20 protein-coding genes are annotated in these 20,047 nt (G+C 69.2%); 8 read left to right on the top strand and 12 right to left on the bottom strand.

Annotated features, from left to right (window positions below; translation table 11 throughout):
* Positions 1-50: 50 nt before the first annotated feature.
* The 9 genes from RTY46_RS13900 to RTY46_RS13860 all read right to left on the bottom strand — a co-directional run bounded on the left by RTY46_RS13900 (position 51) and on the right by RTY46_RS13860 (position 11,103).
* Entirely contained in the window at positions 51-809 is a 759-nt protein-coding gene (locus tag RTY46_RS13900; RefSeq protein ID WP_312709051.1) for a 2,3-dihydro-2,3-dihydroxybenzoate dehydrogenase, read from the bottom strand.
* A complete protein-coding gene (locus tag RTY46_RS13895) occupies positions 800-4,696 on the bottom strand; it encodes an amino acid adenylation domain-containing protein (protein WP_312709049.1) in 3,897 nt (1,298 codons plus the stop codon). The genes RTY46_RS13900 and RTY46_RS13895 overlap by 10 nt, the downstream gene beginning before the upstream one ends.
* Entirely contained in the window at positions 4,693-4,950 is a 258-nt protein-coding gene (locus RTY46_RS13890; RefSeq protein WP_199932387.1) for a phosphopantetheine-binding protein, read from the bottom strand. Before RTY46_RS13890 ends, RTY46_RS13895 begins: the two co-directional genes overlap by 4 nt.
* Positions 4,950-5,582 carry an isochorismatase family protein gene (locus RTY46_RS13885; RefSeq protein ID WP_312709046.1) on the bottom strand — a complete coding sequence of 211 codons (633 nt, stop codon included), beginning with the start codon at positions 5,580-5,582 and terminating at the stop codon, positions 4,950-4,952. The genes RTY46_RS13890 and RTY46_RS13885 overlap by 1 nt, the downstream gene beginning before the upstream one ends.
* On the bottom strand, positions 5,582-7,234 hold the full coding sequence (locus tag RTY46_RS13880) for an AMP-binding protein (RefSeq protein ID WP_312709045.1): 1,653 nt from the start codon (positions 7,232-7,234) through the stop codon (positions 5,582-5,584). Before RTY46_RS13880 ends, RTY46_RS13885 begins: the two co-directional genes overlap by 1 nt.
* Positions 7,231-8,430: an isochorismate synthase gene (locus RTY46_RS13875; protein WP_312709044.1), complete on the bottom strand. Its 1,200-nt coding sequence runs from the start codon at positions 8,428-8,430 to the stop codon at positions 7,231-7,233. The genes RTY46_RS13880 and RTY46_RS13875 overlap by 4 nt, the downstream gene beginning before the upstream one ends.
* On the bottom strand, positions 8,427-9,623 hold the full coding sequence (locus RTY46_RS13870) for an MFS transporter (RefSeq protein WP_312709043.1): 1,197 nt from the start codon (positions 9,621-9,623) through the stop codon (positions 8,427-8,429). The genes RTY46_RS13875 and RTY46_RS13870 overlap by 4 nt, the downstream gene beginning before the upstream one ends.
* A 156-nt stretch (positions 9,624-9,779) precedes the next feature.
* A complete protein-coding gene (locus tag RTY46_RS13865) occupies positions 9,780-10,109 on the bottom strand; it encodes a DUF3817 domain-containing protein (protein WP_312709042.1) in 330 nt (109 codons plus the stop codon).
* Between the two features lie 76 nt (positions 10,110-10,185).
* Positions 10,186-11,103 carry a TIGR03571 family LLM class oxidoreductase gene (locus tag RTY46_RS13860; RefSeq protein ID WP_312709041.1) on the bottom strand — a complete coding sequence of 306 codons (918 nt, stop codon included), beginning with the start codon at positions 11,101-11,103 and terminating at the stop codon, positions 10,186-10,188.
* Between the two features lie 55 nt (positions 11,104-11,158).
* Between RTY46_RS13860 and RTY46_RS13855 the strand changes: the two genes are divergently transcribed.
* The gene (locus RTY46_RS13855; RefSeq protein WP_312709039.1) at positions 11,159-11,617 is read left to right on the top strand and encodes a GNAT family N-acetyltransferase; all 459 of its coding nucleotides are present in this window, start codon (positions 11,159-11,161) and stop codon (positions 11,615-11,617) included.
* 9 nt (positions 11,618-11,626) lie between these two features.
* On the opposite strand, the gene RTY46_RS13850 is transcribed toward RTY46_RS13855, so the two are convergent.
* A complete protein-coding gene (locus tag RTY46_RS13850) occupies positions 11,627-12,388 on the bottom strand; it encodes an SDR family oxidoreductase (protein WP_312709038.1) in 762 nt (253 codons plus the stop codon).
* Between the two features lie 105 nt (positions 12,389-12,493).
* On the opposite strand from RTY46_RS13850, the gene RTY46_RS13845 reads away from it, so the two are divergent.
* Together RTY46_RS13845 and RTY46_RS13840 are read left to right on the top strand one after the other, a co-directional pair.
* Positions 12,494-13,408 (top strand): LysR family transcriptional regulator, encoded by a 915-nt coding sequence (locus tag RTY46_RS13845; protein WP_312709036.1) that lies wholly within the window; start codon positions 12,494-12,496, stop codon positions 13,406-13,408.
* A gap of 99 nt (positions 13,409-13,507) precedes the next feature.
* Positions 13,508-15,022 carry a thioredoxin family protein gene (locus RTY46_RS13840; RefSeq protein WP_312709035.1) on the top strand — a complete coding sequence of 505 codons (1,515 nt, stop codon included), beginning with the start codon at positions 13,508-13,510 and terminating at the stop codon, positions 15,020-15,022.
* 130 nt (positions 15,023-15,152) lie between these two features.
* On the opposite strand, the gene RTY46_RS13835 is transcribed toward RTY46_RS13840, so the two are convergent.
* Positions 15,153-15,383 carry a hypothetical protein gene (locus tag RTY46_RS13835; protein ID WP_312709034.1) on the bottom strand — a complete coding sequence of 77 codons (231 nt, stop codon included), beginning with the start codon at positions 15,381-15,383 and terminating at the stop codon, positions 15,153-15,155.
* Positions 15,380-16,144, bottom strand: a complete 765-nt coding sequence (locus RTY46_RS13830) for a YggS family pyridoxal phosphate-dependent enzyme (protein ID WP_312709075.1) — start codon at positions 16,142-16,144, stop codon at positions 15,380-15,382. Before RTY46_RS13830 ends, RTY46_RS13835 begins: the two co-directional genes overlap by 4 nt.
* A gap of 174 nt (positions 16,145-16,318) precedes the next feature.
* Between RTY46_RS13830 and ptsJ the strand changes: the two genes are divergently transcribed.
* The 5 genes from ptsJ to RTY46_RS13805 all read left to right on the top strand — a co-directional run bounded on the left by ptsJ (position 16,319) and on the right by RTY46_RS13805 (position 20,047).
* Positions 16,319-17,626: a transcriptional regulator PtsJ gene (gene ptsJ / locus RTY46_RS13825; RefSeq protein WP_312709033.1), complete on the top strand. Its 1,308-nt coding sequence runs from the start codon at positions 16,319-16,321 to the stop codon at positions 17,624-17,626.
* Positions 17,627-17,681: 55 nt separating this feature from the next.
* Positions 17,682-18,434, top strand: a complete 753-nt coding sequence (locus tag RTY46_RS13820) for a hypothetical protein (RefSeq protein ID WP_312709032.1) — start codon at positions 17,682-17,684, stop codon at positions 18,432-18,434.
* Positions 18,435-18,507: 73 nt separating this feature from the next.
* Complete coding sequence (locus tag RTY46_RS13815) at positions 18,508-19,137, top strand: superoxide dismutase (protein ID WP_312709031.1); 630 nt, start codon at positions 18,508-18,510, stop codon at positions 19,135-19,137.
* Positions 19,134-19,712 carry a flavin reductase family protein gene (locus RTY46_RS13810; protein ID WP_312709030.1) on the top strand — a complete coding sequence of 193 codons (579 nt, stop codon included), beginning with the start codon at positions 19,134-19,136 and terminating at the stop codon, positions 19,710-19,712. Before RTY46_RS13815 ends, RTY46_RS13810 begins: the two co-directional genes overlap by 4 nt.
* Positions 19,709-20,047, top strand: a complete 339-nt coding sequence (locus RTY46_RS13805; protein WP_312709028.1) for a hypothetical protein — start codon at positions 19,709-19,711, stop codon at positions 20,045-20,047. The genes RTY46_RS13810 and RTY46_RS13805 overlap by 4 nt, the downstream gene beginning before the upstream one ends.

Genomic DNA, 20,047 nt, shown 5'->3' with positions numbered 1-20,047 from the left:
ATTGCGTGCCCACCAAGGTGGGCACCTACCGGGAATCGGCGACGCGTGGGTCACCCGCGCAGGGTGGCGCCGCCGTCCACGTACAGATCACTCAGGGCCACGTGGCCGGCCTGCTCGGACAGCAGGAACATCACCGAATGGGCAATGTCGTGCGGGGTGGCCAGCTTGCGCAGCGGAATACCTGCCTTGTAGGTATCCAGGTTCCCCGCGATCACCCGTTCGGCGCCCTGCGCGTCCTCCCACATGCCGGTCTGCATGGGGGTGAGCGTGGAGCCGGGGGCAACGATGTTGCAGCGGATGCCCAGCGGGGCCAGCTCCAGGCCCAGGCAACGGGTGAACATGGTCGCCGCTGCCTTCGAGGCGGCATAGGCGGCCATACCATGCCGCGGCACACCGGCCGCGTTCGAGCTGACCGTCACCAGCGCCCCCTGCCGACGCGGTGACATCACCCGCGCCACTGCACGGCTGACATGGAACACGCCGTCGGCATTGACCGCGAACACGCGGCGCCAATCGGCATCGGTGGTCTGCACCACTTCGCCCACGTGCAGCACGCCAGCCACGTTCGCCACCAGTGCAATGGGCCCGATGCCCGCTTCCACCTGGTCCACCAGCGCGTCCACCGCACCGCTGTCGGTCACGTCCAGTGCAAAGGCGTGTACCCCACGTGACTGCGCCACGGGCGCGGCGAGATCGGTGGCCACCACCGTGCACCCTGCCGCCGCCAGCAGTTCAACCAGCGCCGCGCCGATACCCCCACCGGCGCCGGTCACCAGCGCCACGCGGCCTGCAAACCCGGTCAACTGCATGTTGCGATCTCCTGTTGTTCATCCCACTGCTGCAGGCGTGCCGACAGCCACGGCGCCAGCTGTGCCACCGCATCACGGCCGGTCAGTTCGGCGTGCAGGAACGGCAGTTCCAGGGCCTGCACCTCCAGCGCATGTGCCTGCCACAGCGCCGACTGCAGTTGCGGGCGGGCCACGTGGTCGCGCCCTGCCCGCACGTGCACCAGCGTGCCGACATACGCACGATGGTGGTGGGCGCGAATCAATCGGTTGGTGCCGGTCACCGCGCGCACGACGCCTTCCAGCACCACGTCCGGCAGGCTGCCCAGCGCGCTGCCGCCCTGGCGCAGGAACGCCAGGATGGACTCGCGGCTGTCCAGTTCCGGGTGCGCATCGGGATCGTGCCCGGCGATGGCCAGCAGTGCCCGCAGCGCGGCAATCGGGTCGGGCTCCTGCTCGGCCCGCCAGCATTCAGCGGGATAGGCATCCAGCAGCACCAGCTCGCCCACCTCACGCCCGATGTCATGCAGGCGCACGGCCATGGCCTGGGCCAGGATGCCACCCACCGACCAGCCCAGCAGATGCACAGGGCCGCGCGGCTGCAGGGCCACCACGCGCTGCACGTAGTCGTTGGCCATGGCGTCGATGCTGCCCGGCAGCGGCTGCGCAGGATCCAGTGCCGGCGACTGCAGGCCATACACGGGGCGCGCCGGCTGCAGTGCGCGCGCCAGCGTGCGGTAATTCCAGGCGATGCCACCGGCCGGGTGCAGCACGAACAGCGGCGCGGGCGTTGACGCCGCTTCCGGCGCAGCGGCCAGTGCGATCACCGGACCCAGGGCATGGTCGGCATTGGCCGGCGGTTCGGCCAGTCGCGTGGCCAGCGCGGCCACCGTGGGCTGGGCGAACAGCACACCCAGGCCCAGCTCGCAGGGCCAGCGCTGTTCGATGGCCAGCAGCAGATGCACCGCCGACAACGAATCGGCGCCCAGACTGAAGAAGTCCGCGTCCACCGGCACCGGCGCATCGCGCCCCAGCGCCTGCGCGAACAACTGCGCCAGTTCCTGTTCCAGCGGCGTGCGCGGCGCCAGGCCGGTAGCCACCACCTGCGCAGGCGCGGGCAACGCCGCGCGGTCCAGCTTGCCATTGGCGGTGACCGGCCACTGCGCCACCCCCACGAACAGTGACGGCACCATGTAGTCGGGCACGCGCGCGGCCAGATGGCTGCGCAGCGCGGCCGCATCGTCCAGACCCGCCGGCACATAAGCCACCAGCCGCGGCTCGGCCGGCGCATCGTGGCGCACCAGCACTTCCACCCGCTGCATGCCGGGCAGTTCGCGCAGTGCCGCCTCGATCTCGCCCAGTTCGATGCGCAGCCCGCGCAGCTTCACCTGGTGGTCGCTACGGCCGAGGTACTCGACCGCGCCATCCGCGCGCCAGCGCGCCACGTCGCCGGTGCGGTAGATGCGCTCGCCGGGCAGGAACGGGTCGGCCAGGAAGCGTTCGGCGGTCAGGTCGTCGCGGCCCAGATAGCCGCGTGCCAACTGCACGCCGCCCAGATACAGATCGCCCGGCACCCCCACCGGCTGCGGCCGCAGCGCGGCATCGAGCACGTACAGGCGCGTGTTCCAGACCGGGAAGCCGATCGGCACCGGGCGCGACGCATCGTCCGCCGATGCCGGCCAATAGCTCACATCCACCGCGGCTTCGGTCGGTCCGTACAGATTGTGCAGCTGTGCCTGCACGCGCACATGGAAGCGGTCGCGCAACGACGCATCCAGCGCTTCGCCACTGGTGAACACGCGGCGCAGCAGCAGGCCCTGCGTATCCGGCGCGGCCAGGAATGCATCGAGCATGGACGGCACGAAATGCGCGGTGGTGATGCCATGCGCACGAATCAGCCGCGCCAGCGCGGCAGGATCGCGGTGCGCCTGCGGCGGGGCCAGCACCAGGGTCGCCCCGCACAGCAGCGGCAGGAAGAATTCCCAGACCGACACGTCGAAGGTGACCGGTGTCTTCTGCAGCACGCGGTCATCGGCACTGAACCCGTAGTGCTCGCGCATCCACAGCAGGCGGTTGACGATGGCGCGGTGCTCGATCAGCACGCCCTTGGGCTCGCCGGTGGAGCCGGAGGTGTAGATCACATAGGCTGCATCGTGCGCGTCAGGCCCCGGCCATGGCGCGGCGAAGCTGACATCGGTCCACTGCGTGGGTGCCAGTACCGGCACACCCGCCAGACGCGGCGTGGTGTCCGCCTCGCTCAACACGCACAGCGGCGTGGCCGAGCCCAGGATGCGCGCCAGGCGCTCATCAGGATGGTCCAGATCCAGCGGCAGGTAGGCGGCGCCTGCGCGCAGCACGGCCACCAGCGCGATCACCAGTTCCAGCGAACGCGGCAAGGCCACGGCCACGATCGTGCCCGGGCCGGCGCCCAGCGCGCGCAACTGCGCGGCAAGCGCGAAGCTGCGCGCTTCCAGGGTGGCGTGGTCCAGCGACTGCGCGCCCAGCACCAGCGCCGGCGCCTGCGGGTCACGATCCATGCCCTGGCGCAGCAGCTCGGCCAGGGTGGTGTGTGGCAGCGGGTGGGCGGTGGCGTTGAAACCGTGCAGCACCTGCTGCGCTTCTTCGGGCGTGGCCAGTGGCACATCGCCGATGTCTTCGGCCTGCAGGGCCGCCGACACGAAATGCAGCAGGCGCTGCGCATGGGCCTGCAGGTCCTGCGCGGTGTAAAGCGCGGGATTGGCTTCGATTTCCAGATCCAGCAACTGCTGGCCGTCGCCGCGGAACCCCAGCGTCAAGTCCTCCACCGGGCCGGTGCACAGCACCTCCAGCGTGGCCTGCACACCGGCCACCGCCAGTGGCCGGTAGAACGGCTGCACGTTCACCAGCGGCCCATGCAAGCGCTGCTGCGCCCCCACCAGGCCCAGGTCGCGGCGCAGCTGTTCACCGCGATAGCGGCCGTGCTTGCGGCCTTGGCTGAGTTGACGGCCCAGCGCGCGACAGTGCGATTCCACGCTGCCTTCGCTGGCGGCAACGCGCAGCGGCAACACATTCATCACCATGGCCGGCACGCGGGCCGAGGCGTTGCCCAGCCGGCCCATGTAGGGAATGCCCAGCACCACTTCGTCGGCCGCGCCCATGCGCCGCAGGTATTCGGCGGTAAGCGCGGTCAGCACATCCGGCCACGGCTGCAGCCACGCCGCAGCGGTCTGCATCAGGCGCTCACGGAACGTACTGTCCAGCGGCTGCACCCAGCGCAGCGCATCGTCGCTGGCCGCGGCGGTGCCCGCCAGGCCCGCGCCCACCGGCGCGCCCTGCAGCTGCGCATGCCACCACTGCCGGGCCTGCTCGCGGCGAGCGCCGTCACGGTACGCGGCATCGTCGGCCAACACGGCATCCAACGCCGGCAGCGCGTCACCGGGCCGCCCGGCGTACAGCGCGCACACGCGATCGCTGAACAAGGCCATGCCGTAGCCATCGGTGCCCAGATGGTGCACGCGCAGGTACCAGACCCAGCGCTGCGGGCCCAGCTGGAACAGCACCTGCCGGGCCAGACGGTCGCGGGTGGGATCCACCGCAGTCAGCCGGTCCGCCTGCATCGCCGCGCGCGCGGCCGCGTCCGGATCTACTGCACCGGAAACATCGTGAAGCTGCAGCGTCGGCACATGCGCAGGATCGTGCCATTGCAGGGGCTCGCCCTGCGCGTGCTGGCCGAAGCGGAGTGCGAACGCCTGCGCCTCGGCCGCCGCCTGGTTGGCCGCGGCCACGAAGGCGGGCACGTCCAGCGCACCGTCCATCCACACCGCATGGGCGGTATTGAAGGCCGGGCTGTGCGGTGCCAGCCGCTGCGCGTACCACAGCCCGGTCTGGGCTTCGGTCAGGGCAACGGCCGTGGCCAGCGCCGCGGCGCTCATGCCGCCTGCGCAGCCTGCAGCCGCTGCACCACCGTCCACCACTGGCGCAGCGTGCTGTGTTCGGCCAGCTGCGAGAATTCGAGCGGCAGGCCGGTGTTGCCCCAGGCCAGGACCAGGCCGAGCATGCGCATCGAATCCAGGTCCAGATCCATCAGGTTGTCATCGTCACCGATCTCGGCCGGCGTGCAGTCCAGCACCCGTGCCAGGTCGGCGCGCATGCGTTCCAGGGTCAGCGGTTCAGCGCCTGCACTCATCACAGCAGCTCCAGCAGTCGGTCGGTAGTCATCGGCACCCCGCAGGTGCGGGCGATCCAGTACAGCGCCTGGTCGTGGTCGGCACGCGAGAAATCGGCCACGGCATCGGCGGCGATGAAGGCTTCGATATCGCGCTGGAACGCCTCGGCCACGGTCGCCGTGCAACCGATATGGGCGTAGACGCCGGTGACCAGCAACTGGTCGCGGCCGCGCACGCGCATCAGCGTTTCCAGGTTGCTGCGCTGGAATGCGCTGTAGCGGTGCTTGACCAGCACGTGCTCGCATTCCTGCGGCGCCAGCGCATCGATGATGGCTTCATGCGCTTGCCCGCGCTGCATGCCCGGGCCCCACAGATCGGCCTGCAGGCCACGGTCGCGCCGGTCCTGGTTACCGTGCTGGGCGGTGTAGAACACCGGAATGCCGTGCGTGCGGCAATGCGCCAGCAGCCGCGCGATGTTGGCCACGGCCGGCTGCAGCGGTGCCTGTTCGCCATCGAAGGCGGCCAGGAAGTAGCGCTGCATGTCGTGCACCAGCAGCGCCACGCGGTCGCGCTGGGGCTGCCAGGGGCCACGCGCAGGCGGCAGTTCGCTGGCCGTCGGCAGCGCGTAGGGGGTGATGCGGGGCAGCGCCATCAGCGCGTTCCTCCTGTCTGTTGCAGATGACGCGCGCGCAGCTGCGCACGCAGTTCGCGGCGGCTGATCTTGCCGACCGCCGTGGTATCGAAACTGTCCACGAACAGCACCTGGTCGGGCACCTTGAACGCGGCCAGGCCACGGGTGCGCATCCAGGCCTTCAGCGCCGGCGCCTTGATCGGCTCGCCCTGGGCAATGACAAAGGCACAGCTTCGCTCGCCCAGGTATTCATCGGGAATGGAGACCACAGCCGCGTCGAACACCGCCGGGTGCGCCAGCAGATGGTCCTCGATCTCTTCGGCGGAGATCTTTTCGCCGGCACGATTGATATGGTCGCCCGCCCTGCCCTGCACCACCAGGTAGCCGCCGGGCAACTGCTGGACACGATCGCCGGTGCGATAGAAACCGTCATCGGTGAAGGCGCGTGCATTGGCGACCGGATCGTTGTGGTAGCCGTTGATGGTGTACGGCCCGCGGATGATCAGGTGGCCGACTTCGCCTTCGGCCACCGGCTGGTCGTGGTCGTCGACCACGCGCACTTCGTCGTCGGGACTGATCGGCCGGCCCTGGCAGGCCACGATCAGCTCCAGCGGGTCGTCCAGCCGGGTGTAGTTCACCAGGCCTTCGGCCATGCCGAACACCTGCTGCAGCGTACAACCCAACCCGTCCACCACGCGCCGCGCGGCTTCGGGCACCAGCTTGGCACCGCCCACCTGCAGCACCTGCAGGCTGGACAGGTCCTCGCTGCGGCTGGCGGCGGCCTGCGCCCACAGCAATGCCAGCGGCGGCACCAGGCCGCAGCAGGTCACCTTTTCGCGGGCAATCAAGGGGAATGCCGCGTCGGGCCCGGGGCCCTGGCTCATCACCACGCGCGCACCGGCGTACAGCGCACCAAAGAAGCCGGGCGAGCTCATCGGGAAATTGTGCGCGGCCGGCAGCGCCACCAGGTACACACTGTCGCGGTCGATGCCGCAGATCTCATTGCTGGCGCGGAACGAATAGATGTAATCGTCGTGCGTGCGCGGAATCAGTTTGGACAGCCCAGTGCTGCCGCCGGAAATCTGCAGGAAGGCCACCGACTGCGGGTCAGGGTCTGCCGGCAGCGTGCCGCGGTCACCCTGCAGCGCATCCAGCGCCGTGAACTCGGCCGCCTCACCATCGATCACCACCTGCTGCACGGCCGGCACCGCCGCCTGCAGGGCCCGCGCCAGTTCGCGATGATCGAAGCCCTCGTGCAGTGCCGTGGTGACGTAGGCACTGACCTGGGCCTTGGTCGCGAAATGCACCAGCTCGGTGATGCGGTGCGCCGGCAGCGCGTACACCGGAACCAGCCCGGCGCGGAACAGACCACAGGCCACGCTGATGAAGCTGGCGCTGTTGCCCAGCTGCAGCAACACCCGGTCACCCGGCTGCAGCCCCTGCGCCAGCAGACCGGCACCGATGCGTCCGGCTTCATGCCACAGCTGCGCGTAGGTCAGGCGGGCATCGCCGGCAACCACGGCAACATCGTCGGCATAGCGTTCGGCGCGCTCGCGCAGGAAGCCGGGGAAGGTTTCGCCGCGCCAGTAGCCGGCCTGGCGATAGCGCTGCGCGCGCTCGGCCGGCCAGACCTGCTGCAGCGGGACACGGTGGGAGACAGAAGGCGCTGTCATGCCAGGGTTTCCTGCAGCGGCGCCGGGTCATGGACCCCGAGCGCATTCAACAAGGCGGCGAACTTCGCCGAGGTTTCGGCCACTTCGGCCTGCGGCGAGGACTCGGCAACGATGCCGGCCCCGGCGTACAGCCGCAGCTGACATCCCTGCAGGCGCGCACAGCGGATGGCCACGTACCAATCACCATCGCCCTGGGCGTCCAGCCAGCCCACGGCGCCGGCATAGAAGCCGCGCGGCACTGGTTCCAGTGCGCGGATACGCTGCAGCGCAGACTGCTGCGGTGTGCCGCAGACCGCCGGGGTGGGATGCAGCGCGGCCAACAGCAGCGCCGCCGGCGTAGACGGGTCATCCAGCGTGGCGTGGATACGCGTGCCCAAGTGCCACATGCTGGCGGTGGCATGCAGCACCGGGCGCGGCTGCGCTTCTATCTGGCGGCACCACGGCGACAGCGCGGCCACGATGGCCTCGACTACGTGACGGTGTTCGTCGTGATCCTTGCGTGAGGCCAGCAGGGCCTGCGCGGCGGCCTGGTCCTGGGCCGGATCGGCGCTGCGTCGGGCCGAACCGGCCAGGGGGTGCGACAACACCTGGGCGCCGCGCTTGCGCAGCAGCAGTTCCGGCGTTGCGCCCACCAGCCAGGCCGGCGGCTGCGCCTTATCGACCGGCAGCGGCACCGCGTAAGTCGCCACCGAGGGGTCGGCACCCAGTCGTGCCAGCAGCGCCTCCGGCGCCAGCGGGTGTTGCGTGTGCGCCAGCAGGCTGCGCGCCAGTACCACCTTATCCAGCAGGTCGTCGCTGTCGCGCAGGGCCAGCACCGCCTGCGCCACCGCGTCGGCGTAGACCTGTGCGGACGGCTCGGCCTGAAGCGCACCCTGCACTACCGGCGCAGCCTGCGGCCGCAGCGGTAGCGCCGGCAGCAGGCGCTCGGGTTGGTACAACGCATCGTCGGCGCGCGGCTCGAACGGCACCGCGCCCACCAGCAGCCCCGGACCACCGCGCTGCTGGCTGAAGAAATCCGCTACGCGGTCGGCCAGCGTGGTCAGTGCACCGGCAGGCAGCCGCGCACGGCAGCCGCGCGCGTGCACCTGCTGGCCCGCCTGCTGCAGCACAAACAGGTCGGCCTGATCGGCGTTGATTGCCGCGTCGGCCAGCGCTGCATCGGGGTTGCGATCACCCAACACGCTCGAATCGTTCATGCGGCCTCCGCGCGGCGGTGGGCCAGCGCCAGTGCGCACAGCAGCAACAGCAGCACGCCCACCAGCAGGTACGGCAGGCTGGCATTGGCGCGGTACAGCAGCGTGCCCAGCATCGGCCCCACTACCATTCCCACGCCTTGCGCGGCGGCCACGGTACCGGCGGCGGCACCCTGCTCATGCGGTTCCACCGCATCGGCAGCCAGCGCCTGGAAGGACGGGAATACGAAGCCCATGCCGAACGCCGCGAATGCGTAGGCCGCCGGCAACTGCCAGGGTTGCTGCACGGCCGCCACCGAGGCGAAGCCCAGGCCGCCGATCAACGCGCCAAGGGCAATCCAGCGCTGCGGATGCACGTCCAGCTTCATCACCAGCACCTGCGCCAGGATCAGGCCGACGCCGACCGCGGTAAGCGCCAGGCCCGCCATGCGCGCGCCTGCGGCAGCATCCAGTGCCAGACGATCAATCGCGAAGAAGCCCACGGTGACCTGGGCGATGGTGACCGAGATCATGGCCAGGAACGCGGTCAGCTGCGGCAGCCGCACGCGTGCATCCATGCGCGCCAGCGGCGTGCGCTTCTGTGCCGCGTTGGCCGCCACCGGCGGCGTGGCCGGCAGGCGCCAGGCCAGCAGGGCCAGCGCCAGCAACGGCAGCAGCGCCGCGGCATACAGGGCCAGCGGCAGATTGCGGTAGGCCAGCCAACCGGCTGCGGCCGGCCCCAGCACCATGCCCAGCGCATTGGCGCTGCCCAGTCGGGCCAGCAACTGCGTGCGCTGCCCCGGCGGTGACTGATCGGCGATCAGCGCCGCGGCCGTCGGCGGAACGGCGGCATAGAACAATCCGATCAGGCCGCGCGTGCCGACCAGCACTGCCACCGAGACCAGCACCGCCGGGACCGACTGCAGCGCGCGGTCGATGAACACCGCCAGGCCGATGTAGACCACCGTGTACGCACTCATGGCCACCAGCAGCACACGCTTGCGGCCGATGCGGTCACTCAGCAGGCCCCACGGCCGGGCCGCGATCATCCACAGCACACCGGCCGCGGTGACCGACAGGCCGGCATGCCATTCGGCCAGGCCCAGCAGGCGCACCACCGGGCCGATGACCGCGACGAAGGACATCATCGCCATGGTGCCGATCAGGGCAGCCAATACCAATGCCGGCAGACCGGCGACGACGGGACGTGCATTCATGGAACACCAGCCGTTTCAGGAAAGGAGCGCGGGCGCCTTGCGGGCCCGTCTGGCGCGGCACCATCGGTATCTGCCCAGCCCCTAAATGATAACGGCTCGTATTTGCATTTGATACCCATTCACTTGAACGGGACGGCAATGCGCGCTTACGCCGGCTCAGCCGGCGTTACGTGCCGACAACAGTCCGCGACGGCGGAACCACCATTCCAGCGGCAGGGTCACCAGCGGCGGAATCGCCGCCAGCAGGGCCAGCCCGGTGGCCCACCACGGCCAACGCAGGCGCAGCGCCGCCAGCAGACTGACCGCCACATAGACCATGAAGGCACCGCCATGCAGCGGCCCAAATATTTTCACCAGCGCCACGGTGTCGGCCGGGCCGTACTTCAGCCACATGCCCAGCAGCAGTCCGGCCCAGGTGAGCGCCTCGATGAAGGCGACGATGGCGAACGCGCGCCCGAACGGGTGCAGGGGGGAACGTGGGGTCACGAAAGGCTCCGGATCGGGAATCAAACGCGAATGATACGCAGATGCGAACGCCAGCAGAAACCCGTCGCGCCCGCCGTCACACCGCGACCGACGCGATCTCCTCAAGCACGCCCTGCACCGGCCGCCCGTTGTCGACCAGGTTGAACATCACATGCGCCACGCCCTGCGCCTGCACGCGCTGCAGGTACGCCTGCAGACCGTGCCGGCCGACTTTCATGCCCAACGGCAATGGCACGGCCGGCGCGTGCGGATCGGCCAGCAGATCCAACTGCATGGACTGCACGAACGGCTTGGCAGCGCCGGCCTGCGCCAGCGCCTGCTGCCACAGCCCGATGCGCCCTTCCTGTGCCACTTCCTCGCGATGGTAGGTGGCCCAGCCCTCGGCCTCGCGTGCGATCCACTGCAGGCTCTGCCGCGCCGTTCCCACCACCAGCATGGGAATGCGCTGGCCCGGTGGCGGCAGTACCGGGAAGCCGCCGGTGGCATCGGCCAGTTCGGCCTGCGCGTGCGCGTCGGGCGACAGCGCCGCCCGCAACACCGACCAGCGCTGGCGGAACGCCGCACCGCGATGGTCCAGGTCTTCGCCGAACGCGGCGAACTCTTCCGGGCGGTCGCCCGAACCCAGGCCGAGGATGAAGCGCCCTTCGCTGATCCGGTCCAGGCTGCGCGCCGCCTTGGCCACATGCAGCGGCTGCCGCAACGGCAGCACGATGGCCGCGGTACCCAGCGCGATGCGCTCGGTGGCGCCAGCCAGCGCAGAAAGCCACAGGAACGGATCATCCAGTGCACTGGCCGTGGCATCGGGGCCCTGCGGAACCATCAACGGCACATCGCGCGCCCATAGCGCAGCAAACCCCAGATCGTCGGCCAAGCGTGCATGCGCACGTGCACTACGCAGATCGGCCAGACCGTGCGCGGCCAGCGGGGTCATCAGGCCCAGACTGAGGCCCTGCGATGGGAACACCCGCGCATGCGCGGCATTGAACTCGCTCATGCAATCAGCTTAGCGTGGCAGGCTGGGCACCACGCCACCACAGGAAGAACACAGCATGCACAGGATCCGCCCCGCCCTCGCCCAGGACACCCCAGCGATCAGCGCGGTATGCATGGCCGCGTTCGCACAGGCGGTGGCGCCGACCCTGAGCGCACAGGGCGTGGCCACGTTTACCGCAGTGGCCGCGCCTGCCGCCTTCGTCGATCGCCTGCAGGGCGACAACCACATCCTGGTGGCCGAACAGGACGCCCGCATCGTCGGCGTGGTGGAACTGAAGGAAGGTCGCCATCTGGCGATGCTGTTCGTGGCCCCGGCCTGCCAGGGCCAGGGCATCGGCCATGCGCTGCTGCAGGCGGTGCTGCCGCACCTGCGCGCGCCGAAGATGAGCGTCAGCGCGTCACTGAATGCCGTGCCCACCTACCAGCGCTACGGCTTCGTGCTGGATGGCGAAGTGGCCGAGTCGCACGGACTGGTCTACCAGCCGCTGACCCTGGCTGCCCCGCCGCCGCGCTGATCGCGCCGATCAGACGAACATGCCGCCGGACGCTTCCACGCGCTGGCCGTTCACCCAGCCGGTAGCCGGCGACAGCAGCGCCACCACCACCGGGCCGATGTCATCGGGCAGGCCGGCGCGGCCCAGTGCGGTGATCGAGGACACCATGGCATTGGTCTGCGCATCGTCGCGCACGCGGCCGCCGCCGAAGTCGGTCTCGATGGCGCCCGGCGCCAGCGTGTTGGCGCTGATGCCGCGCGCGCCCAGTTCGCGTGCCAGATAGCGGGTGAACACTTCGATGCCGCCCTTCATCATGGCGTAGGCGGAACTGCCGGGCAGCGAGAAGCGCGCCAGCCCGCTGGACACGTTGAGGATGCGACCGCCATCGGCGATCAGCGGCAGCAGCGCCTGGGTCAGGAAGTACGGGCCCTTCAGGTGTACGGCCACGGCGTTGTCGAACTGGGCTTCGGTGGTTTCGGCAATCGTCGCGTACAGGCCTTCGCCGGCATTGTTCAACAGGCCCTGCAGGCCGGCGGCGCCCCAGCCCTGCAGTACGCCCTGCAGTTGTTCGGCAAAGGCGGCGAAGCCGGCGCTGTGGGCCATGTCCAACGGCAACGCTGCGGCGCGGCGGCCCAGCGCCTGGATCTGTTGCACGACCTGTTCGGCCGCATCGGCCTGCGCGCGATAGGTAATGACGATATCGGCGCCATCGGCGGCCAGCGCCAAGGCGGCGTTACTGCCGAGGCCGCGGCTGCCGCCGGTGACAAGGACAACACGGGAAGAAGACGTCATGACAGTGCACCTGGCTGAGGAGGAAGTGGGACCAGACTATTGGGATTGCCGGGCGCCATAAATCGCGCGATCCTGATTTGACTGTTCAACCTGGCCAAACAATCAATGGACCGCCTTGATACCCTGCGGGTCTTCCTGCGCGTGGCCGAGCTGGGCTCGTTCACCCGCGCCGCCGACGGGCTGGGCCTGCCCAAGGCCAGCGTATCGCAGGCGATCCAGCGCCTGGAGGCCGAGCTTGGCACCCAGCTTCTGCACCGCACCACCCGCCGCGTGCATCTGACGGCCGACGGCACCCAGCTGCAGCAGCGCGCCCACGACCTGCTGGACGACATGGAAGAACTGCAGGGCCTGTTCCGCCGCCAGACCAGCGAACTGAGCGGGCGCCTGCGCGTGGACATGCCCGGCGGGCTGGCACGCAACCTGGTGATTCCGCAGCTGCCGGCCTTCCTGGCCCAGCACCCGGCGCTGGAAGTGGAATTGAGCGCGACCGACCGCCGCGTGGATGTGGTGCGCGAAGGCTTCGACTGCGTGCTGCGGGTCGGCAACCTGGACGACAGCAGCCTGGTGGCGCGCCCACTGGGCCACATGCACATCGTCAACGTGGCCAGCCCGGCCTACCTGGCCGCGCGCGGTGTGCCGCGCGAACTGGCCGACCTGGACCAGCATGCGCTGGTGCATTACGTGGGCACGCTGGGCCAGCGCTCGCCGGGGTTTGAATACTTCGATGGTCAGCAGTACCGCAGCTGGCCGATGCGCGGCGCGCTGACGGTGAACAATGCCGACGGCTACAGCGCCGCCGCACTGGCCGGGCTGGGCATCATCCAGGTACCGGAAATGGGCGCCCGCCAGGCGCTGCGCGAGGGCCGGCTCGTACAGGTGCTGCCCGACTGCGTGGCCGAGCCGATGCCGGTGAACCTGGTCTATGCGCAGCGCCGCCATCTGCCCCGCCGCGTGCAGGCCTTCATGCACTGGCTGGCCGGCCTGTTGGCCGACGAGCTGCAGGCGGCGCGAACACCCTGACCGGCATATGCCGGCAGGCACGGCCGTCATGCCCAAACTGCATCAACCGCAGGGGGCGGCCTTCCTACAATGCGTCATTCCCCAATGGACCGCCCGCCGATGCGCACTGCCCTTTCCGTACTGCTGCTCACGTCGGCACTGAGCGCCTGCTCGCCCGCGCAGGCCCCGGTTGCCTCGGCCCATGCGGCCAGCGCCGCACCGGCCACGGCCATCGCCTGGCGTCAGGGCGACGTGGACGATGCGTTCAATGAGGCGGCGGAGAGTGGCAAGCCGGTGCTGCTGTACTGGGGCGCGGTGTGGTGCCCGCCCTGCAACCAGCTGAAGGCCGGGCTGTTCAAGGATCCGGCCTTCATCGCCCTGACCGGCAAATTCGTGCCGGTCTACCTGGACGGCGACGAGGAAGGCGCGCAGGCGTGGGGCGAGCGCTTTGGCGTGCGCGGTTATCCCACGCTGATCGTGCTGGACCCGCAGCGCAATGAGATCACCCGGGTGGCCGGTGGCAACGATGCAGCCGAACTGACCCGGGTACTGACCGTGGCCGCCGGCCGTCGCAGTGCAGTGGCAGACACCCTGGCCACTGCATTGGCCACGCCCGCCACGCTGGGTGCTGAGGATTGGCAGGTACTGGGTGACTACGGCTGGGAGGTGGACGCCAACAAGCTGGCCGGCACACGCAGCAGCGAGGACGTGCTGAATGCGCTGGCCACCGCCGCGCCGCAGCCTGCGCTGCAGCGCCGCTTCGCGCTGTTGGCACTGGCCACGGCCGAGACGCCGCGCAGCACGCCGACCGCCACGCGCGAACTGCTGGAAGCCGTGCTGGCCCAGCCCGCCGAGGTGCGCCGCAATCGCGAACTGCTGGGCTACGCCGGTGCCAAGCTGGTCAAGCTGGCCAGCGCCGGCCCCGCCACCCAGCAACGCCTGGGCCAGCAGCTGCTGGTCGCGCTGGAACGTGCCGACGCCGCGCAGGGCAACCGCGCCGACGACGCCCTGTCGCGTGCGCTGACCGAACTGGCATTGGCCCGCCAGCAGCAACCCGAAGGCGCGCTGCCGCCCGCGCTTGTCGCGCAGGTGAAGCAGCGCGTGGCCGCCGCCGATGCCGCCGCCAGCGATGCGCATGCACGCCAGTCCACGATCAGCAGCGCGGTATACGCCCTGCGCCAGATCGGCGATGACGCCGGTGCCGAGGCGCTGCTGCTGGCCGAGATCAAGCGCAGCGAACAGCCCTATTACTACATGCCCGAACTGGCCGAACTGGCCGAGCAGCGCGGCGATACCGCCGGCGCACTGGAATGGCTGAAGCGCGCCTACGAAGGCGCGCAGGGCCCGGCCACCCGCGTGCAGTGGGGCGTGCTGTATGTGGAGGGCCTGCTGCGACTGGCGCCCGAAGACGCGCCGCGCATCGAACAGGCCACCGATGCACTGATCGCCGAACTGCAGGCGCAACCGTCCGGCTACCACCAGCGCACGCGCCAGCGCTTCGAGCGGCTGGCGGTGCAGTTGAAGGCGTGGAGTGGCAAGCATGAGGGGGCGCAGACGCTGGCCCGCCTGCAGCAGCGCATGCAACAGGCCTGCGGTGAGCAGAGCGACAGTGCCTGCCGGGATTGGTTGAGCTGAGCGGCGTGTCCACCAAGGTGGACACCTACAGACGGATTGAGCAGTAGCGCCGGGCCATGCCCGGCGAACGTCCGGCGATCACAGCGTGTCCACCAAGGTGGACACCTACCGACGGACAACGGGGCCGTTGTCAGGTCAGGTCGACCGCCCTGAACTGCAGCTCCCGGTAAAGCACCTTGATACCTTCAGCAGACGCCTCGACCAGGCGCTTTTCGTCATAGCTTGCCAGCGTCTCGACCCGATAGTCCGCGCTCAAGCGGTCCACCAGCTCCCGCAGATCCTCCCGACGGGTGGACGTGCCGGTTTCAAAGTGCCCAAGCAGGCGATCGTTCCGGTACAGGTTGAGTCGGTAGACGGTCATGCCCCGCTCCCCTCGCCATCAGCCGGCAGCGTTGGGCTTGGGGACGCTTTACTGGAAGGCCAGTAATGGGAATCCGGCGTGGCACGAGCGCCGAAAATGGCCTGCCCGACACGCACGACCGTGGCGCCCTCTTCAATGGCGATCTCGTAATCGCCCGACATTCCCATGGACAACTCCTGCAGTGACACACCCGCGATGGCCTCCTGCTGCAGGCGATCGCGCAGCTGCCGCAGGCGGATGAAGCACGGACGCACCTGTTCGGGTTGCGCCGAGAGCATGGCCAAGGTCATCAAGCCCCGCACGCGCAGCGAACGGTAGGGTGCCAACTGGCGCAGGAATCCCGGCACGCTGTCGATGTCCAGCCCGTACTTGCTGGCTTCACCTGACGTATTGACCTGCACGAAGACGTCCAGGCCGCGCCCCTCGATCTGCAGTCTGCGGTCCAGCGCTTCGGCCAGTTTCAGGCTGTCCAGTGCCTGGAACTCATCGGCGAACCGGGCGACCACCTTCGCCTTGTTGGTCTGCAGGTGGCCGATGACGGACCACTTCAGCCCTGCCAGGTCCTGGGTCGCTTCCCACTTCGCCACCGCCTCCTGGACCTTGTTCTCGCCCAGCATCCGGCAGCCCGCTGCAAATGCCCGGCGCACAGCGGCCTCCGGTTTGGTCTTGCTCACGGGCAGAAGCCTGACACTGGCCGCATCGCGACCAGAGCGGACGCAGGCCGCCTCGATCCGGGCCTGCACTGCGGCCAGGTTTGCCATGAGGTCCTGCACCGAGGTCGCCTGCGGCCACAGGCCATGAAGATCGTGCCGCGTGGCCGTCTCTGGGTTGTCGCCGGTATTCATTCAACGCCTCGCGTCAGCTGGCTGCCGGTTCGCGCGCCGGCATCCGTGTTATTGTCCTAGGCCAATAAGTTAACACGTCCCAGGACGATCGTGGAAATCGTAGGCAACTCGGCGGCGGCCATCTTCGAAAGCATTCGCGGGCTGGTCCAGGCCGGTCACCTGCGAGCGGGGCAGGAGCTGCCGACCGTCCGCGATCTGGCCGCCTCGCTGGGGGTCAACCGCAATACGGTGTCCAGCGCGTACAAGCGCCTGGTCAGCGCAGGCGTTGCGACCACACAGGGCCGCCTGGGCACGACCATCCGTGACCCGATGCGCCTGGGCGAAGCCGAGGGAAGCCGACCGGGTTGCAGGCTGATGGACCTGGCCGGGGGCAACCCGGATCCCGAGTGGCTGCCGGACATCGTGCAGGTACTTGCTCAACGGCCCCAGCCAGCTGCGCTTTACGGGGCGCCGGCGGTCCATCCCGAGCTGGAAGCACTGGCCATTGCGTGGATGCAGGGCGACTGCCCGCCCGCCTTCCAGATAGACATCGCCGGGGGCGCGGTAGACGCCGTGGAACGGCTTCTCGCCTGCCATCTGGTGCCCGGCGACAAGGTGGCCGTTGAGAACCCCTGCTTTGTCAGCAGCGTGAACACCCTGCGCGTGGCGGGCCTGCAGCCGGCGCCGGTCGGGATGGATGGCAAGGGCATGATCCCGGCGGAGCTGGAGGCGGCACTTGCCCAGGGCGCCCAGGCCGTGATCCTGACGCCACGTGCGCAGAACCCGACCGGATGCGCGCTTGGCGCCAGGCGAGCCGCCGAGATCCGGGGCGTACTGTCCCGCCATCCCAATGCTCTGGTCATCGTTGACGATCACTTTGCCATGCTCGCCACGGACCGCTATTTCAACGTGATTCCGGCCAATGCGCGGCGCTGGGCACTGGTCAGGTCCGTGTCCAAGGCGCTGGGGCCGGACCTGAGACTGGCCGTTGTTGCCAGCGACGATCACACCTCCAGCGCACTGCGGCTTCGATTGACCGCCGGTACCCACTGGGTCAGCCACCTGCTGCAGCAGGCGGTGATCGGTTGCCTCACTTCGCCCGCAATCAACGCCCGGATCGAAGGCGCACGCGACCGCTATGCGGAAAGACGCTCCCTGTTGCGGCGCCTCCTGCAGGAGCGCGGGATCGCGACCGCCGCGTCGACCGACGGGCTCAATGTATGGATGCCCATGGAAACAGACAGCCAACCGCTGGTGCTCGAGCTTGCCAGGCACGGCTGGCTGACCCGGGGCGGAGCGTCTTTTGGCGTCCCGTCGCCGTGCCATGGCGTGCGCCTGACGATTTCCTCTCTCGCAGCCGATGATGCGGTGCGTTTTGCCGATGACCTGGCAGCTGCGATGAAACGTCTCGCGCTGTAGCGCGCGCATGCACTCCAACCCCCCCCCAGATTCCGCTCAACCCAGGCCGCCACCGATGCAGGTTCACTTCGTCATCCATGAAGCCTTCGAAGCGCCCGGCGCCTATGCGCAATGGGCCGACAGCAGGGGTCACACGTCGAGCTTCACTCGACTGCATGCAGGCGATCAGCTGCCGCGCGGTGCCGATGCCCACGACATGCTGGTCGTCATGGGCGGCCCACAATCCCCGGCGACCACCCTCGACGAGTGTCCGCATTTCAACGCCGTGGCAGAGACATCCTTGATTGCAGCGTTTGCCGCGGCAGGCAAGCCGGTGGTGGGCGTCTGCCTGGGCGCGCAGTTGATCGGCGAAGCGCTGGGTGCTTCCTTCGAGCACAGCCCGGACAAGGAAATCGGCACGTTCCCGATCACCCTGACCGCCGCAGGGCGCGCCAACCCCAAATTCGCCCACTTCGGCGAGACGCTCGACGTTGGCCATTGGCACAACGACATGCCCGGCCTGACCGCCGATGCCACGGTGATCGCCCAGAGCGAAGGCTGCCCACGGCAGATCGTGCAGTACAGCCCCTTGGTATATGGCTTCCAGTGCCACATGGAATTCAATCGCGAGGTGGTTGCGCTGCTGATTGCCGCGTCCACGCAGGAGCTCGACGCCTTCCGTTCATCGCGCTTTGTCCAGCAGTCGGCCGAGCTGCTGGCGCAGGACTACGCGGCCATGAACAAGGTCCTCTTCACGTTCCTGGACAAGCTCCTAGCCGCGTTCGAAGGTAGCGGCGGGCCACGCCCGGCGAGCGCAGCAGATGCTTGACCTCAACCAAGGTTGAGGCGCGATAACAGTACTCCCCCGGCCAGACACCTGGCTACCCACGGAGACTGTTGCAATGCCGTACTCGCTTCCCGCCCTGCCCTACGCCTACGACGCGCTGGAACCGCACTTCGATGCGCGCACCATGGAAATCCACCATGGCAGGCACCACCAGACCTACATCAACAACCTCAATGCCGCCCTGGAACAGGCCGGGCTGCCGGCCACGCCGGTGGAAGAACTGATTGCCGACCTGGAGGCCCTGCCCGAAGCGCTGCGCATGCCGGTACGCAACAACGGCGGCGGCCATGCCAACCACAGCCTGTTCTGGTCGGTGCTGAGCACGAGCGGCGGCACCCCCAGCGCGGCAGTGGCCGCAGCGATCGAACGCGACCTGGGTGGTTTCGATGCGTTCAAGGACGCCTTCAGCAAGGCCGCGCAGACCCGCTTCGGCAGCGGCTGGGCATGGCTGACCAGCGATCGCAGCGGGCGGCTGCAGATCGAAAGCAGCGCCAACCAGGACAACCCGCTGATGGGCGCGGCCGTGGGCCTGTCCGGCAACACGCCGATCCTGGCACTGGATGTCTGGGAGCACGCCTATTACCTGCACTACCAGAACCGTCGCCCGGACTACATCGGCGCTTTCTTCCAGATCATTCACTGGGCCGAAGTGGAACGTCGCTACACACAGGCGATGCACGCATGAGCGCCGAAGGCATGCCCTATGCCGGGCCGTGGGCGGGGGTCTACCCCGCCCCAGCCGTGCAGCCGTCGGTCGTGCTGGCACCGCGCGCCCTGCGGCGGTTGCTGGGCCACTACCCCACCGGCGTGGCCATCGCCACCACCCGCGACGCGCGCGGCAAGCTGCACGGCCTGACCATCAACTCGTTCGTGCCAGTCTCGCTGCAGCCGCCGCTGGTGTCGTGGACCCTGGCACTGCACGCGCACAGCTTGAAGGCGTTCCAGCGCGCACCGCAGTTTGCGATCAGCGTGCTGGGCGCGCACCAGGTGGCGCTGGCACGCCAGTTCGCCGACCCGCTGGTGCGCGATCGGTTCGAAGGCGTGCCGCTGCTGGACGAGGAGGACGGCCTGCCGCCGCGCATTGCCGGCGCGGTCGCACACCTGGTGTGCAGCCGCCACGCGCACTGGCCGGTGGGCGACCATCTGCTGCTGGTGGGCCGCGTGCTGCAGGCCAGCGACGCCGACCAGGCCCCGCTGCTGTTCCATCGCGGCCGCTTCCAGGCCGGATCGCTGCAGCCCGTGTTCGAGGTCATCCCATGAACGTGCAGGCCCTGGAAGCGCTGTTGGCGGCTGGCAAGGACAGCGCGCTGCTGCGCTTCGGCTTGGGCAAGGGCTGGCTGGATGCCGGTGACGCGCTGCGCGCGGCGATGCACCTGGGCCGCTGCGTGGCGCTGGACCCGCAGTACTCGGCCGCGTGGAAGCTGCTGGGCAAGGCATGGCTGGCCGGTGGCCAGCCGGGCGCTGCGCGCGAAGCGTGGCAGCGCGGGCTGTGCGTGTCCGGCAGCAAGGGCGACCAGCACGCACAGCGGGAAATGCAGGTGTTCCTGCGCCGCCTGGACCGCGCCGACAGCGCCGCCCAGGCACAGGCGGGCTGA

The sequence above is a fragment of the Stenotrophomonas sp. genome (assembly GCF_032056425.1).
Classification (GTDB): Bacteria; Pseudomonadota; Gammaproteobacteria; order Xanthomonadales; family Xanthomonadaceae; genus Stenotrophomonas.
This window is presented reverse-complemented; position numbering and strand designations above follow the sequence as displayed.

Coding starts and splice junctions, on each gene's coding strand:
- RTY46_RS13900 (WP_312709051.1), bottom strand. CDS start 809: ATGCAGTTGACCGGGTTTGCAGGCCGCGTGGCGCTGGTGACCGGCGCC.
- RTY46_RS13895 (WP_312709049.1), bottom strand. CDS start 4,696: ATGAGCGCCGCGGCGCTGGCCACGGCCGTTGCCCTGACCGAAGCCCAG.
- RTY46_RS13890 (WP_199932387.1), bottom strand. CDS start 4,950: ATGAGTGCAGGCGCTGAACCGCTGACCCTGGAACGCATGCGCGCCGAC.
- RTY46_RS13885 (WP_312709046.1), bottom strand. CDS start 5,582: ATGGCGCTGCCCCGCATCACCCCCTACGCGCTGCCGACGGCCAGCGAA.
- RTY46_RS13880 (WP_312709045.1), bottom strand. CDS start 7,234: ATGACAGCGCCTTCTGTCTCCCACCGTGTCCCGCTGCAGCAGGTCTGG.
- RTY46_RS13875 (WP_312709044.1), bottom strand. CDS start 8,430: ATGAACGATTCGAGCGTGTTGGGTGATCGCAACCCCGATGCAGCGCTG.
- RTY46_RS13870 (WP_312709043.1), bottom strand. CDS start 9,623: ATGAATGCACGTCCCGTCGTCGCCGGTCTGCCGGCATTGGTATTGGCT.
- RTY46_RS13860 (WP_312709041.1), bottom strand. CDS start 11,103: ATGAGCGAGTTCAATGCCGCGCATGCGCGGGTGTTCCCATCGCAGGGC.
- RTY46_RS13855 (WP_312709039.1), top strand. CDS start 11,159: ATGCACAGGATCCGCCCCGCCCTCGCCCAGGACACCCCAGCGATCAGC.
- RTY46_RS13850 (WP_312709038.1), bottom strand. CDS start 12,388: ATGACGTCTTCTTCCCGTGTTGTCCTTGTCACCGGCGGCAGCCGCGGC.
- RTY46_RS13845 (WP_312709036.1), top strand. CDS start 12,494: ATGGACCGCCTTGATACCCTGCGGGTCTTCCTGCGCGTGGCCGAGCTG.
- RTY46_RS13840 (WP_312709035.1), top strand. CDS start 13,508: ATGCGCACTGCCCTTTCCGTACTGCTGCTCACGTCGGCACTGAGCGCC.
- RTY46_RS13835 (WP_312709034.1), bottom strand. CDS start 15,383: ATGACCGTCTACCGACTCAACCTGTACCGGAACGATCGCCTGCTTGGG.
- RTY46_RS13830 (WP_312709075.1), bottom strand. CDS start 16,144: ATGGCAAACCTGGCCGCAGTGCAGGCCCGGATCGAGGCGGCCTGCGTC.
- RTY46_RS13820 (WP_312709032.1), top strand. CDS start 17,682: ATGCAGGTTCACTTCGTCATCCATGAAGCCTTCGAAGCGCCCGGCGCC.
- RTY46_RS13815 (WP_312709031.1), top strand. CDS start 18,508: ATGCCGTACTCGCTTCCCGCCCTGCCCTACGCCTACGACGCGCTGGAA.
- RTY46_RS13810 (WP_312709030.1), top strand. CDS start 19,134: ATGAGCGCCGAAGGCATGCCCTATGCCGGGCCGTGGGCGGGGGTCTAC.
- RTY46_RS13805 (WP_312709028.1), top strand. CDS start 19,709: ATGAACGTGCAGGCCCTGGAAGCGCTGTTGGCGGCTGGCAAGGACAGC.